The organism is Paenibacillus sp. FSL R7-0302 (assembly GCF_038006885.1).
In the GTDB taxonomy this organism is placed as follows: Bacteria; Bacillota; Bacilli; order Paenibacillales; family Paenibacillaceae; genus Paenibacillus_AQ.
The window spans coordinates 1,674,159-1,688,604 of record NZ_JBBOWB010000001.1 but is presented as its reverse complement, the minus strand read 5'-3'; the positions used below and the strand labels follow the sequence as shown (position 1 = coordinate 1,688,604).

At 52.9% G+C, this 14,446-nt stretch carries 13 protein-coding genes; 3 read left to right on the top strand and 10 right to left on the bottom strand.

The annotated features are described in order from the left end of the window. Positions 1 to 45 precede the first annotated feature (45 nt). The 4 genes from MKY96_RS07045 to MKY96_RS07030 all read right to left on the bottom strand — a co-directional run bounded on the left by MKY96_RS07045 (position 46) and on the right by MKY96_RS07030 (position 6,193). Positions 46 to 846, bottom strand: coding sequence for an alpha/beta hydrolase (locus MKY96_RS07045; RefSeq protein WP_340944486.1), 801 nt, complete (start codon positions 844 to 846; stop codon positions 46 to 48). Between the two features lie 79 nt (positions 847 to 925). Beyond that, complete coding sequence (gene pgmB, locus MKY96_RS07040; RefSeq protein ID WP_340944484.1) at positions 926 to 1,555, bottom strand: beta-phosphoglucomutase; 630 nt, start codon at positions 1,553 to 1,555, stop codon at positions 926 to 928. Positions 1,556 to 1,559: 4 nt separating this feature from the next. Beyond that, a complete protein-coding gene (locus MKY96_RS07035; RefSeq protein WP_340939434.1) occupies positions 1,560 to 3,890 on the bottom strand; it encodes a glycosyl hydrolase family 65 protein in 2,331 nt (776 codons plus the stop codon). Next, complete coding sequence (locus MKY96_RS07030) at positions 3,890 to 6,193, bottom strand: glycoside hydrolase family 65 protein (RefSeq protein ID WP_340939433.1); 2,304 nt, start codon at positions 6,191 to 6,193, stop codon at positions 3,890 to 3,892. Before MKY96_RS07030 ends, MKY96_RS07035 begins: the two co-directional genes overlap by 1 nt. A 432-nt stretch (positions 6,194 to 6,625) precedes the next feature. Between MKY96_RS07030 and MKY96_RS07025 the strand changes: the two genes are divergently transcribed. Next, positions 6,626 to 7,345, top strand: coding sequence for a Crp/Fnr family transcriptional regulator (locus tag MKY96_RS07025; protein ID WP_405115098.1), 720 nt, complete (start codon positions 6,626 to 6,628; stop codon positions 7,343 to 7,345). A gap of 115 nt (positions 7,346 to 7,460) precedes the next feature. Here the strand turns inward: MKY96_RS07025 and MKY96_RS07020 are convergent, their stop codons facing one another. From MKY96_RS07020 to ric, 6 genes are all read right to left on the bottom strand, one after another. Beyond that, entirely contained in the window at positions 7,461 to 8,081 is a 621-nt protein-coding gene (locus tag MKY96_RS07020) for an NAD(P)-dependent oxidoreductase (protein ID WP_340939432.1), read from the bottom strand. 101 nt (positions 8,082 to 8,182) lie between these two features. Further along, positions 8,183 to 9,001: a formate/nitrite transporter family protein gene (locus MKY96_RS07015; RefSeq protein ID WP_340939431.1), complete on the bottom strand. Its 819-nt coding sequence runs from the start codon at positions 8,999 to 9,001 to the stop codon at positions 8,183 to 8,185. A 19-nt stretch (positions 9,002 to 9,020) separates the two neighbouring features. Then, complete coding sequence (gene nirD / locus MKY96_RS07010) at positions 9,021 to 9,365, bottom strand: nitrite reductase small subunit NirD (RefSeq protein ID WP_340939430.1); 345 nt, start codon at positions 9,363 to 9,365, stop codon at positions 9,021 to 9,023. A 25-nt stretch (positions 9,366 to 9,390) separates the two neighbouring features. Continuing rightward, positions 9,391 to 11,817: a nitrite reductase large subunit NirB gene (nirB, locus tag MKY96_RS07005; RefSeq protein ID WP_340939429.1), complete on the bottom strand. Its 2,427-nt coding sequence runs from the start codon at positions 11,815 to 11,817 to the stop codon at positions 9,391 to 9,393. Positions 11,818 to 12,057: 240 nt separating this feature from the next. Continuing rightward, positions 12,058 to 12,744 carry a hypothetical protein gene (locus tag MKY96_RS07000; protein ID WP_340939428.1) on the bottom strand — a complete coding sequence of 229 codons (687 nt, stop codon included), beginning with the start codon at positions 12,742 to 12,744 and terminating at the stop codon, positions 12,058 to 12,060. Between the two features lie 132 nt (positions 12,745 to 12,876). Continuing rightward, positions 12,877 to 13,572 carry an iron-sulfur cluster repair di-iron protein gene (gene ric / locus MKY96_RS06995; RefSeq protein ID WP_340944482.1) on the bottom strand — a complete coding sequence of 232 codons (696 nt, stop codon included), beginning with the start codon at positions 13,570 to 13,572 and terminating at the stop codon, positions 12,877 to 12,879. Between the two features lie 226 nt (positions 13,573 to 13,798). Between ric and MKY96_RS06990 the strand changes: the two genes are divergently transcribed. Both MKY96_RS06990 and MKY96_RS06985 read left to right on the top strand, forming a co-directional pair. Further along, a complete protein-coding gene (locus tag MKY96_RS06990; RefSeq protein WP_340939427.1) occupies positions 13,799 to 14,023 on the top strand; it encodes a helix-turn-helix transcriptional regulator in 225 nt (74 codons plus the stop codon). After that, a complete protein-coding gene (locus MKY96_RS06985; protein ID WP_340939426.1) occupies positions 14,001 to 14,444 on the top strand; it encodes a DUF6773 family protein in 444 nt (147 codons plus the stop codon). The genes MKY96_RS06990 and MKY96_RS06985 overlap by 23 nt, the downstream gene beginning before the upstream one ends. Positions 14,445 to 14,446 lie beyond the last annotated feature (2 nt).

Genomic DNA, 14,446 nt, shown 5'->3' with positions numbered 1-14,446 from the left:
CTCTCGTATCACCCTATCCTTGGACACGGACATTGAAGCAGAAGTTCACGCTCTCGTATATCCGTTTAATTGCAGCCACGAGGCACAGGCATCCGTCCATGTCTTGGTGTGCGGCTCTTCAGGGGCTAAGCCCAGACCGTGTACACCGTGCGCATAGATATGCAGATCGAACGGAACCTTATGACGGCTAAGACCTGCGGCGAACAGCAGGCTGTTCTCCACCGGAACATAATCATCATCAGAGGTATGCCAGAGGAACGTTGGCGGCGTGTCCGGGGTCACCTGGAACTCGCTGCTGAGCTTAAGTGACAGCTCTGCATCGGGAACGGCTCCCAGCAGATTCTCCTTCGAGCCCTGATGTGTCACCCCTTCGGTCATCGAGATAACCGGGTAGCATAGAATGAGGCGGTCAGGACGGCTGGACAGCCGCTCCAATGGCTCCGGGTGATCAGGATTGCCCGGAGCATAAGATACCCCGGCGGTAGAAGCGAGATGTCCGCCCGCCGAGAAGCCCAGAATACCGAGACGGTCCGGGTCGATGCCGAATTCGTCCGCCCGGAAGCGAATTGTGCGCAGCGCTCTCTGAGCATCCAGCAGCGCACTCGGGTATTGGTAAGGCGCAACACGGTAGCGCAGCACGAAGGCGGAGATGCCCAGCGTATTCAGCCACTCCGCAACCGGACCGCCTTCATGGTCGGCACGCATCGCATACCCGCCTCCCGGACAGACCAGAACAGCGGCATTCCCCTTGCCTTCAACTAAATAAGGTGTAATCGCAGGCTGATCCTCTTCACTGGCTCCCAGCGCTCCAGGCGCACTTTCAGGCCATAGCAACAACGTTTCCATCATCATCCCTCAAGCTTTCCTTCTATAATAGAATAGATAATAGAGGAAAAAGTTCCTCAAGGGCCATTCTATCAAGGTCTTACAATTCATGCAATCCGGATATCACCAGATCCGCTGCCTTCAGCACTTCAGGCTTCCCGATGCCGACCACCTGCATTCCTGCAGCCTTGCCGGCGGCTACTCCGGCCTCGGCATCCTCGAACACCACGCAGTCCTGCGCCTGCAGCCCCAGCTCCCGGCAGGCGGTCAGGAACACCTCAGGGTCCGGCTTCGCCCGAGAGACCTTATTGCCGTCTACCACCACATCGAACAGCCCCGTGATATTCAGCTTATCCAGTATGAATTCAGCATTCTTACTCGCAGAGCCAAGGGCAATAGCCACGCCGCGTGCTCTGAGCGCACTTAGATAGGCTCTGACACCGGGCAGCAGCTCTGATTCATCCAGGCCTGAGATATATTCTACATAGAGGCGGTTCTTCTTCTCCGCCATCGCCAGCTTCTCTGCTTCGCCGAAGCTCAGACCGCCGATCTGAAGCAGAATATCCAGCGACCGCATCCGGCTGACGCCCTTCAGCCGCTCATTGTCCTCTTCGGTGAACGGGAAGCCCAGCTCCCCGGCGAGCGAACGCCAGGCCAGATAGTGATATTTAGCCGTGTCTACAATCACGCCATCCAGATCGAAAATAGCACCCTTCATATGCTCCAGCATCATGTCATAATCCTCTCTGATTGGACTCAGACGCTAACTCCAGGATTGCACCGGGCGGGCACGGCACAGACTCACCGCCGAATCCGGCGAAGCTTACCGCTTCGCGGTTGCCGGGCGCTGCCGTAACCGTGATCTCTTCGCGGCCGATCCGCAGCCGGAAGCTGCCTCCGCGCAGAATCACCGGCAGCTCAATGGAACTCCAGGTCTCCGGCAGAGACGGCTTAAGGGTAACGGTCTGTCCATCAAAGCGCACACCCGCGAAGCCAAGAACCACAGCCATCCATGCGCCTCCATTCGCCGCCGGATGCGTCCCGCCAATATAGAGATCGCCGACATACTGCTTCGACTCCCCGGTAAGATCTACGGTGGCAGTGCGCATGAAATAAGGATATCCCCAGTCCGGCAAGCCGATATCCGCTGCAGCCAGTGCGTAGATACATGCACTGAGGCTGGAACCATGCTCGGTTCGCGGCTCATAGAATTCCCAGTTGGCCTGCTTCACTTTCCTGCTGTATCTGTCCCGGAACAGGTGCAACATCAGCACCACATCGGCCTGCTTCAGGATTCTTGTGGTAGCAGCCAGCCCATTGCCTCCGCCCCAGTACTCATTCGGGTGAATGACCCGTGCCCTCAGCTCAGCCAGAGACACATCCTCCAGTTGCAGATAACGGTCGAATTGTTCAATCACCAGCGTATCCGGGTCCGGCTGCGGAACATAGAGCTGTGCCAGCATGGCTCTGAATTCATCCAGGAACGGCCCGTCTGCGTAAGATTCAGCAAGACCGTTATACACGGCCGGATATTTGTCCTGCAATCTTTCTGCTGTCTGCAAGGCAATCTTCAGTGTCTCCTGAACCATAGCGCTCGTAAATGCGTTATTATTCACGCGCTCGTGATATTCATCCGGGCCGGTAACATCCAGCAGCTCATACCGCTGCTTCACGGGATTATAATAAGCATAGGAATAGAAGAAACGCGCACATTCCCAGATGACCTCCGCCCCGCCGTCCGCCAGGATGCTGTCATCTCCTGTGAAGGTCACGTATTGCCAGAGGCCGTGCACGACATCTGCACTGATATGAATCTGCTTATCGCGGAAATAGGTCCTCATGGGTCGCCCGGTAAATACATCGTTCACATTGAACAGGGTACAGGCATCATCCCCTGTATCCTGACTCTCCCAAGCATAAAAAGCCCCCAAATATCCATACTCCGCCGCCTTCCGCCGCGCACCGTCCAGCGTGTGGATGCGGTACATCATCAGGTTACGGGCGGTGCCCGGGTCGCTGTGCAGGAAAAAGGGCAGCATGAACATTTCTGTATCCCAGAATACCGCGCCCTTATAGACCTGGCCCGACAGCCCGCGTGCCGGAATGGATACTCTCGCAGACAGCGTAGGTGCAATGATCAGCAGCTGATACATACTGTACCGCAGCGCGAACTGCGCCTCCTCATCGCCTTCAATGACACAATCACTGCGTGACCATCGCTGCGCCCACTTCCGGCTGTGAGCCTCCAGCAGTCCGGCATACCCTGTCTCAGCGGCGGCCTGGACGGTCTGCACCGCCCGCTCATCAGGTCCATCTTCTGCAGGATCGCCTTCGCCATCCAGACCGGTGAACACGGCTGCATATTTGCACCATGTATAAGTCTCACCTGCCTTAGCTTCTATAGAAATATGGCGCAGTGCGGTTCCTCCATCCAGCCCGATAACACCGTCAACCCGCTTCGCCTGTTCAGCCGTACCGAACGTTATAAGCTCCGCCACCGCCACCTGCTGCCCCAGCTCCCCGGTAACTGCTGTTGACAGTAGCACCCCGCCGGCAGAGCTGCTCTGCTGCTCGAACAGATGGGGACCGTTAATATCCCACACCGCGCCATCGATTCCTGTAGTAATCTCTATCCGGCAATCGGCGTTGCAGTGAAGAGTCCATTTGGCTGCCAGCAGGTGGAGCTGATCCATACTAACGAACCGCTCTGCGGTCAGGGTCAGCTTCCCGCCGCTGCGGATAGTGAACACCGTCTCCCTCGAGTGGACTGCTGAGCGGAGGTTCAGGCTCTGTGTATGAGCCAGCGGTTCCGACTCCAGTACGCTTAGCACTTCCCCTTCACAGCTTACTACCGTATACAGTCCGTTCGGGGCGTTCACCGGCTCGCGCCATTTGTCGCCCGCCCGGTCATATACTCCGGCCAATGTAACCGCCGCAAGCTGCTCCTTCCCGAACTCCTCAAGGACTCCCCGGAAGCCCATATAGCCATTGCCGGTCATATATTTGTTGCCGTTCGCCGTAATCCGCCCGGGTCCGAAGCTGCGCTCACTTACCGTCCAGTCCATTACACAGCCATCCCTTCAGCGAGAGGAAGCTCGATTCCTGCTTCATCTACGGTCACCTGCTGATCATAGATCAGCACCTCTGTGCTTCCGCCATTGACTGCTCTGAAGGAAACCGACTCTGCATTTACCGTAATGCCCAGCAGTACGCCCCTGCACATCACCTGGAAGCTGTAAGCGGTCCACTTCTGCGGCAGCACCGGCCGGAAGGACAGACAATCTCCATCCGAGCGCATTCCGCCGAAGCCGTAGACGATGTTCATCCACGCTGCGGCGATCGATGTGGTGTGCAGCCCTTCCCGGGTATTGCGGTTATAGTTGTCCAGATCTAGTCGCGTGGCGAACTCGAAGAACCGGTACGCTTCCTCCGATTTGCCCAGCTCACTGGCCAGAATCGAGTGAATGGACGGCGAGAGCGAGGACTCATGAATACATCTCGGTTCATAATAATCATAATTAGCCAGCTTGGTCTCGCGGGAGAACTGCCCGTTGTAGAGGAACAGGAACATCAGCACATCCGGCTGCTTGATCATATCGTAACGGTACAGGCGGTCATACGACCAATTCGAGTACAGCGGGAATTCCGTAACCGGAATCGAATGAATGTCGATATGCGGCATATCAAAAAATCCGTCATGCTCCTCGTAGATGCCGCTGCCGGGATCGAACGGGATTTTCATATGGGCACGCTTGTGGTCCCAGTCGGCCAATTCCTCCTCGCGGAGCGCAGTAACCACTATAACCGCCGTATATGCTTCAGGCGCCTCCGCCTTCATGAGGGCTACTGTTTCGAGCGTATATTCGAATAACTTCTGGGCCATCAGATTGATGTAGCAGTTATTGTTAACCATAAGCTGGAATTCATCCGGCCCCATCACGCCGAAATATCCGTATTCCCCGGTGCGTTGACCCCACTGGCCGCGGGATGCGTAGAAACGGCTGATCTGAATCAGCATCTCGGCGCCTTTGCTGTAGAGGAATTCCAGGTCGCCGGTGTTCTTCACATAATGCCAGATGCCGTAGGCGACCGCCGTCCCGACATGAAGCTGCAGATTGGAATGCTGCCACAGGTCACAGCTCTCTGTCCCGTCAATCGTGGCAATCGGATAGAATGCGCCAGCGCAATCTACATCCTTCCCGCGCTGGAGCGCCTGAGGCAGCGTCTTGTAGCGGAATTCCAGCAGACTGCGGGCCGCCTTCGGGTTATTGAACAGATAGAACGGCAGACAGTAGGACTCGGTATCCCAGAAGGCCAGCCCCCGGTAAGCCTCGCCGGTTAACCCTTTGGCACCGATGTTGTACCCGGGATGGTCCCCGTGATACGTCTGATACAGCTGAAAAATACAAAAACGGATGCCCTGCTGATTCTCCGGGTCGCCCTCAATCCGGATATCGCTGGTTGCCCAGATGCTGCTCCAATAGGAGGCCTGGTCAGCAACCACCTCTTCCTCCACCAGCCGGTCCGCCGCTGCTGCAAGCTCCATGCCTTTTGTCCAGAGACGTTCTGTAGCTGGGGCAGCATCCGTGCCTGTCACATTGACCACAAGCTTCGTGAAGGAAGCAGGCTCCCCTTCAGCCAGCATAAGCGGGAATTGCCGCCCGATATACCGGTCATCTTCCACAAGCTCCGTATGCAGCGACTGCGAAGATTTCAGGACAAAGCCCGAGAACAGCTGATTTCCGGTTGTCAGCGTACGGGCCATAATGGCAGTTATTGCTCCTTCCCCGCCGCGCTGCTGCTCTTTCCACATACTCTGGCCGTGTTCCTCATGAACCATGCCGAAGTCAAGGCCAGTACAAATATCCACCTTCCCCATGAAATTAAGCGCGGTGAAGCTAATCTGCTGCAGTCCCAGATGGGACAGAGTCATGCTGATCAGGCGTGTGAAGCAGAGCTTCAGCTTTTTCCCGTCTGCCAGCAGCCAGATGAACTCCCGTGTATAGGTTCCCGCCTGGAAATCCAGTCTGCGCGTATAAGCCTCAATGCGGGAGTGCGCCAGATCCAGAGTTTCACCGTCCACCGAGATCCGGGTATGCAGCCAGTCCACGGCATTGACCATGTAGCGCAGCGACCGGATAATCCCCTTATAATGATTGCCAACCTCCATCTGCTCATTCAGCCCGTTGAAATAGCTGCCCGGCAAGGAATCGCCGCTGTAGCCCTCGTCCGCATACCCCCGTACCCCCATATACTCATTGCCCAGTGAAAAAATCGATTCCGAAGTCCGGTTGCGTTCCGGATCAAAGCCTTCCTCAATAATTGCCCAGGGATTGACCTTCAGATAGGGATCTGCTACTTTTGCCATAATCGAAACTCTCCTTCGCTAAGTGAGGCTTGGTCCGCGCCTCCGCTCACAGCGGAAACAACGGACACTTTAGTTCCAGAGTATCGCTAAGCCCGCCCGTGACCAAGGTCCGCCTGTAAGCGAGTTATGTGCATTTGTACGGATCATATGGAATGCGGACGACAAACGCAAAAAAGCCGCTCCCCCTCTGCATCTATCCAGAACAGGTGGCAACTGATATAATATCGTGTGAAACATATAAGTTCTTATATTTTAAAAAAGCCTATCATGCGCCCAAAAACATAACCTTGCTCACACAATTGAAGTGAAATTTATCACAATGTTAAAAATTCGACACTTTTATACGAAAATACTTACCCATAAAGAGGAATTTCAAGGTATAATTAATTTAAAATTTACTGAAAAACTGAGGGAATAAAGGGGATGTCGATTATGATAAAGGAACATTATAATGTTATCGAAGCCCGCGGCAATACAAACTGTTTCTCCGAACAGAATTTTAACCGCCTGTTGGTCACCATGAAGGAACGTGTAGTCCCTGAAGGATCACACCTGTTCTGGGAAGGCGATTTCTCGGATAAACTGTTTTATATCAAGCGTGGACGTGTGAAATTGACCAAATCTACAGACGAAGGCAAGGAACTGATTCTGTATATGTATCAGGCCGGCGATATGGTAGGTCAGGCTGATCCGTTCTTCAGCACGAAGCACAGCTTCACGGCCGAAGTGATTGAAGAGAGTGAAGTAGGCGTGATCGAGCAGAAGGATCTGGAGATTCTGATCTGCCAGCACTGCGACTTCGCCATCGACTTCATGAAATGGATGGGCATTCATCACCGTCTCACCCAGACGAAATTCCGCGATCTGATGATGTACGGCAAACCGGGCGCACTCTGCTCCACACTAATCCGTCTTGGCAATACCTATGGTGAGAAGACTGGCGACAGCATTCTGATCAACAAAAAAATCACGCATACAGATCTGTCCAACATGATCGGCGCTACCCGTGAGAGCGTTAACCGCATGCTAAGTGATCTGCGCAAAAAAGATGCAGTGGAGTATGAGAATGGCATGATTGTCATCAAGGATCTGGCGATGCTTCAGGAAATCTGCCACTGCGAATTATGTCCCAATGAAATTTGCCGAATTTAATTTCCTATCAATAATACCCTCTATTCACCTCATTGAAACATATCTGACCCAAAAAATTTAATAGAGTGGTCATGACGCCCTGACCGGCGTCTTTTTTTCTGCTCACTTCCCCTTATCAGTAAGCTATACCCACACGGGCTCTTATGAAATCGCTAGCATCAATTTGACTATAAGTGAATTCCGCTGTATCTGCTACAGATATTTCAGTACCGCCTTGGGGCAGAATGTCTTGTCTCACACGATAGGTTCCCAAGCGTTCGCCGTTCTGCAGAGCGGTTGGGCACACAATGGTCCATTTAAGGTTCGACCGCTCCAGCAAGCGATAGGCTTGCTCATGTTCTTCTGCGGCACGGGTGGACCTGCGTTTAGATTCGCTGGATTGGTAACGCAGGAGTTCAGGTGAAAGCTCACTTTTGAGAATACCCGCAGTTCCTACGGTAATAATGCGCTCTATCCCTTCCTGATACATGGCTTCAATGATAAAAGGCGTACTGTCTGTAAGCGTGGTTGTCCCATCAGTGTTCAATGCACTAATAACTACATCATTTCCCTGCACTGCCCGGGCAACATCTTCTTGATTAAGAACATTACCTTCGATGATCGTCAGGTTGGTATGGATCGGCTGAACCTTCTCCGGCTTACGGACCAACACTGTCACGTAATGTCCATCCTGAAGAGCATAGGTAACAATGTGGCTCCCCACCCGGCCGGTGGCACCAAGAATCAATATATTCATATGAAAATAACCTCCTGGTAAGAATTATCCCTATTATAGCAGGGATAGAGCGACAAAAAAGCCCCGCAGCCATGTAGCAGCTGCAGGGCTTTATATGGAAGTTAGCTTGCTTTCTTAGTCTGAGGAGGAGCAGATAGTTTACGCGGAGTTCGCACAGGCGAGATCAGCCAGTAAGCCATGCCGACGAATACACCGCCGCCGATGATATTGCCGAGCGTGACAGGAATCATATTATGCAGCCAACCGGCGATGCTGACGGTCTCCGGGTGATTCGGCAGCAGCACGGCTACGCTGAGCAGCGTCATGTTCGCTACACTATGTTCATAGCCGCTCGCGATGAAGGCGAACAGACACCACCAGATCAGGACCAGCTTCGCTGCTTCACTCTTGGCGCGGGAGGACATCCACAGTGCCAGGCAGACCAGCCAGTTACAGAGAATACCGCGGAAGAACAGCTCTGAGAACGGCAGGCTCATCTTTTTGGCGGCAGCTGCGAAGATCAGATGCTCGGCAGGGGCTGCCTTGAAGAGGCCCGACCCCTGAATCAGCAGCGCCAGCACCACAGCACCGGCCACATTGCCGAGGAAGACCAGGACCCAGTTCTTCACCGTATCCCAGACTGTTGTTCTCCCGGCAAGCGTGCTTACTGTGAAGAACATATTATTACCTGTAAACAGCTCTGAGCCTGCGAATACAACCAAGGTCAAGGCAATCCCGAAGGATGCCCCCATAATCAGCGGCTGGAACGGTGACTTGATCGCCGCCAGCGGTGCCCCCAGGGAGAAGATCAGAATAATACCAATACCCACATATGCTCCTGCCAGGAGGGCCGCCAAAAAATATTTGGGCAGACTCTCATTCATTTTGTCGCGCTTCCCTACGGCTGTCTCAACGATATTCTCTACGCTCTGCGTAAACATATCCGCACCTGCTCTTCCTTTAATTTAGGTTTGTTACTGCCGCAGGCAGAGTGACCTTAACCACTCCGCCCTCTACTGTAACCGGATAGACTTCTGCCTGCCCCCGGTCCGGTGCCTGAACCTCTCCGGTGCGAAGGTCGATCTTCCAGTCATGCAGCGGATCATATAAATAATAGCCTGATACAATGCCTTCCGCGAGCGGGCCGCCCTTCGGGTGGGGACTGTGGTTGCGGACCGCATAGACTGCGCCGTCCGATGTGCGGAATATCGCTAATTCGACGTCTCCTGCATGAATTACCCGGCCGATCTGCAGCATGAAATCTTCCACTCTGCCTATCGTATATTCCCGATTACTCCGTTCCATTATGCTCTCTCCCTCTCCCTTTGAACTATACCTGTGTCTCTTCAAACAGCGCGGTGCGGGTGCTTTTGTCGTCCAGCATTTTCCGCCAAGGATCTCTCACCTGGGCCAGGGCAAAGTCAATACGTGCCGCCAGCTCTTTACGGTTGTCGTCATTGCCCATAACCACTGTCTGGATATGCTCAAGACCCATACGCTCAACCCATTCGGAGGTTCTCTCCAGGTAGTTGCCGGTCTCACGGTAGTACTGGATGACTGCGGAGCAGACCTCAACCAGCTCCTCGTCGGTCTTCACCTTGCAGAAGGCATCTGCGATCCGTGGCTTAATCCCGCCATTGCCGCCGATGAATACTTCCCAGCCGCCGTCATTGCCGACAATCCCGATATCCTTCGTGCAGGACTCTGCACAGTTACGCGGACAGCCGTTAACCGCCATCTTGAATTTGGCCGGCATATCCAGCCGCTCATATTTACGCTCAAGCATAGCGCCCATGCCCATCGAATCCTGTGTGCCAAAGCGGCAGAACTGCGAACCCACACATGTTTTTACCGTACGCAGCGATTTCGCATAACCATAGCCGGATGGCATATCCAGCTCCTCCCACACCTTAGGCACATCTTCTTTTTTGACACCGATCAGGTCCAGACGTTGTCCGCCCGTCACCTTCACAACCTTCACATCATATTTCAGAGACACATCGGCAATCCGCTTCAAATCCTCGGGAGTGGTAACCCCTCCATACATGCGCGGAATAACTGTATACGTTCCGTCCTTCTGAATATTGGCACTCATCCGTTCATTGACGAACCGGGACTCCTTCTCATCCTCATGAGTGTCAGGGTAGATCATCCCCAGATAATAGTTCACTGCAGGGCGGCATTTGGAACAGCCTTCTGCCTGCTTCCAGTCCAGGACATGCATGACTTCCTTGGTGGTCCGGAGGCCTTTCGCCGTAATCTCGGCAACGATCTCATCCCGGCTAAGCGGGGTGCAGCTGCAGATTCCCTGCTTGGCGCTCTGCTGGAAGCTGTCTCCGAGAACGAATTGCAGAATCTGCTCCACCACCGGCTTACAGCCGCCGCAGGAGCGGGTTGCCCCCGTACAGGCTTTGATCTCATCCACCGTAGTGAAGCCGTTCTCCGTAACAGCATCCACAATCGCTTTTTTGGTTACGCCGTTACAGCCGCAGACGATTTCTTCGTCGGCCATCGCTTCAACAGACATGCCTTTCTTGGCTCCGCCTCCGCCGCAGCAGCTTGTGCCCATAACCTCATCATAGATTTCATTGGTCATCTCTGTGCTGTTTTTCACAAGCTTCTGCAGGTTGGCAGATTCCGTTACATCACCGAATAGAACGGCACCAACAATTACATTATCCTTAAGCAAAATCTTCTTGTAGGTTCGCTTCCATTCATCCTTGGCAGAAATGACAGTATGCTCCGGCGTTTCGGTGAATTCACCAGCCGAGAATACATCTACCCCGGAAATTTTGAGCTTGGTTGCTACAACTGAACCTTCATAGCCTGGAGTCTGACTACCTGACAGATGCTTGGCGAGAACCATGCCCTGCTCGAATAACGGTGCGACGAGTCCGTAGCAGGTTCCCCGGTGCTCTGTACATTCGCCGACAGAATACACATCAGCCATAGAAGTCTGCATATAATCGTCAACTACAATCCCGCGGTTAACGGTGATTCCGCTGTCCTTCGCAAGCTGGACATTCGGCTTGATTCCAACAGCCATCACTACAAACTCTGCGGGCAGCTCACTGCCGTCACTGAAGCGCAGACCGGTCACCCGTTCTTCGCCGGTCAGTTCGACCGTCTGCTTGCCCATGGCGAACTTCACACCTTGACGCATAAGCTCTGCCTGTAGCATGGAAGAAGCGGTACGGTCCAGCTGACGCTCCATCAGATCCTCCAGCAGATGCACAACGGTAACATCCATGCCCAGATTGACCAGGCCCTTCGCAGCTTCAAGACCTAGCAATCCTCCGCCGATTACAGCCGCCGTGCGGTACTGCTTCGCTGCTGCCAGCATCGCATCACAGTCCGCGATATCGCGGAAGCCGACTACCCCATCCTTGTTGCTGCCGGGTACGGGTAGAATGAAAGAATTCGAGCCTGTGGCAATAATTGCTTTATCGTAAGGAACCGCCAGTCCGTTATCGGTCAATATTAGTTTGTTCTGTTCATCGATCCGGGTAACCGTCGTACCGGTATGCAGTGTAATATGATTATCCTCATACCACCCGAGATCATTGAGAATGATGTCTTCAATCGTTTTGCTGCCTTCAAGTACATAGGACAACATAATCCGGTTATAGTTGGGATGCGGCTCACTGCCGAAGACAGTAATATCATATGCGCCGCCCAGCTTTAGAATCTGCTCAATAGTGCCTACTCCCGCCATGCCATTCCCAATCAGCGCTAACTTTTCTCTTTCCGCTGCCACTGGTAGACCCTCCTTCAGAAACTCTGATTTCTTCAATAACTTTACCTGATAGAGAAATTATACTGTCCCCAATTCCCTGGCAAGTGTGACCACAGTCACACCTTATGTGAATTTTTTCACACAAGTGGAGATGACTTCTCCCGTTCTTACATAGGACAACTTATGGCGTGAAGCACAGAGATATATTATTCAAAAAAAATGGATACCCGTGCAGTTTCGCACAGATATCCATTCATTCACTTATTTCAGTACCAGAGAGATCTCCAGCTTGTCCTGCGGACTGAGCTTCATGTCCACTCCATTACCGAGCAGACCTTTATCGTTGACCTTCAGTCTCCATTCCTCGCTGCTGAGCGGGGTATATTCCATCACGGTGAGCACCGTCCGGTTATCTTCGGCAAGCCGGACCATACCGCTGTTCTTGAGCAGTCCCTTGACCGACATATCCTGCATAAAAGAAAGCACATGCGAATGGGTCAGCTCCGGCTGCTCGCTCCCCCCGTTCACAGTGATGATAACAGGCTGAAACATCTTTCCGGTTCCGGCAGGACCTGCTGTCATTGTAATGGCCGAACCCGGCTCCAGGGTCGTATTCAGCTCTTGAACCTTCTTGCCGTTCACCTGAACCTCCCAGCTCATATCCGGACCCAGGGAGACCTTATTCACCTCAAGAATATTAGCTCCATCTGCTGAAAATGTAACAACGCCGCTCTTCTTGAACAGCTCTATCATTGAATTTCCGGGCACGTAAGCTTCGTTAAGCAATCTGGCCGAGCTCCCGGCCATTTCGCTGTCACCTACCTTGACCGAAAAGGTTAATCCCTGTCCCCCGTTACTGCTGCCGCCATTCCCTGATCCCAAGCCACAACCGCTTGCCGCGGCCAGCAAGAGAAGGCACAGCATGAAGCGCATCCATTTCGTGGACATCCCGCGGCACCGCCTTCATATGTATTTTCCCGGACTCTTTAAGGATAACGCATAGAGGAAGGGTTCTCAAATCATTTCTGCCGGAAGAAAAAGTAAAAAGTCCCCGAAGGGACTTATTCAATGCAGCAGGTCCTATTGATACCGCAGGAACAGAATATTGTTCTCCAGATGCACATGCTCGAAGGTCATGCCTTCCAGTTCTTCAAGACGGGCATAGGTTAAGCGATAGGTTGTGCAGGCATGTGCGGGCGGCGTGTAATCATTAGTTACTCTGCGAAGCTCACGCAGAATCTCTCCGGCCCCGTCATGCTCGGCTTCCAGATTATGCAGCAATCCGCGCAGTTCAGCAAGTCCTTCTTCGCTTGGGTTCTGAGTGTAGGCCAGCATCTTTGGGAATTCACTCTCTTCTTCCTTTGCCGTATGTTGTAGCAGCTCTTCACGCAGCATATTGAATAGGCGGTGCATCTCTCCGAGGTGCGGCGAATCCTCACCGTGAACGCGGAATACCTTAGTTACATTTTGACTGATTAGCGGAAGCTCTTCACGCAAATAACGGTGATGCTTGTTCACAATATAATCCACCAGTTCCTCTGAAGAAGCCTCGTTCCAGGCGGTGTCTTCTTCCAGAACGGGGTGCTGCTCTTGCAGCTTGTTCAGCTCCTGCACCATTGCTGCCGGGTCAAGACCCTTCTCGGCAGCGGCTTCAGCCAGCGGCTTTGCGCCTCCGCAGCAGAAATCGATCCGTTGTGCCTTGAAATAATCAGCTGCTTTGGGGAACTGCAGAACAATATCTCTGACCATTGCTTCCGGGGTGAACCCGGGATGAATTGTTGTATCGTTTAATTGATTGGACGCCATGTTGGCCCCTCCTCAGGTTAAAATGTAGGTTTGTGTTTCTTTTCACTTCTACACCTTATCACTGGCCTTATGCGGAACTTGTGATTGTACGCACTGAATATAACAAATTTTAATGAACGTGAAATTTAAGTATCTCAATGTAAAATATACTAGACATTTTGTTTTATATATTTTACAATATGCGTGAGGTGAGGGAATGGGGAAAAACTTAAGGCTCAAAGCCTCCAGAGCGTCAAAAGACATGTCGCAAAAACAGCTCGCAGATGCCGTGGGGGTCACAAGGCAGACGATTATCGCGATTGAGAACGGTGATTACAACCCCACCCTGAGGCTGTGCATTGACATTTGTGTAACACTCGGGAAGACGCTGGATCAACTATTTTGGGAGGGAACGAAGGATGAGCAGAACGAACCTGGATGAGAGACAACTGCAGAAGCGGCACAAGGCGGGGAATCAGGCATTTCTTTTGATGGCATTCTTATTGCTGGCAGACATGGGGCTGCACAACTACGGAATGAAGTGGCTGGAATATCCGCTTAGTAATTACGCAATTTTCATGCTGGGTGTAGGTTCCTATCTCGTACGGCTGATCTGGAGCGGTGCATATGTGGGACCAGTTGGCGGGCAAAGCGGAGTGAACGGGAGAAGCATAGCGGGTGCAGTTCTGGCGATTGTGGTGGCGGCCTGCATCCTTATCATTACCTTCGTGAATCCAGCCGCCCAATCAGCAGCTACCAGCGGCGCGAACGGGAAGGTAGTTCTGATCATTTCCCTTACAGCAGGACTGGTCATCTTAAGCACAGTGTACTTGATCCGGCGGAGGAATAACCGGGCGGACTAGAG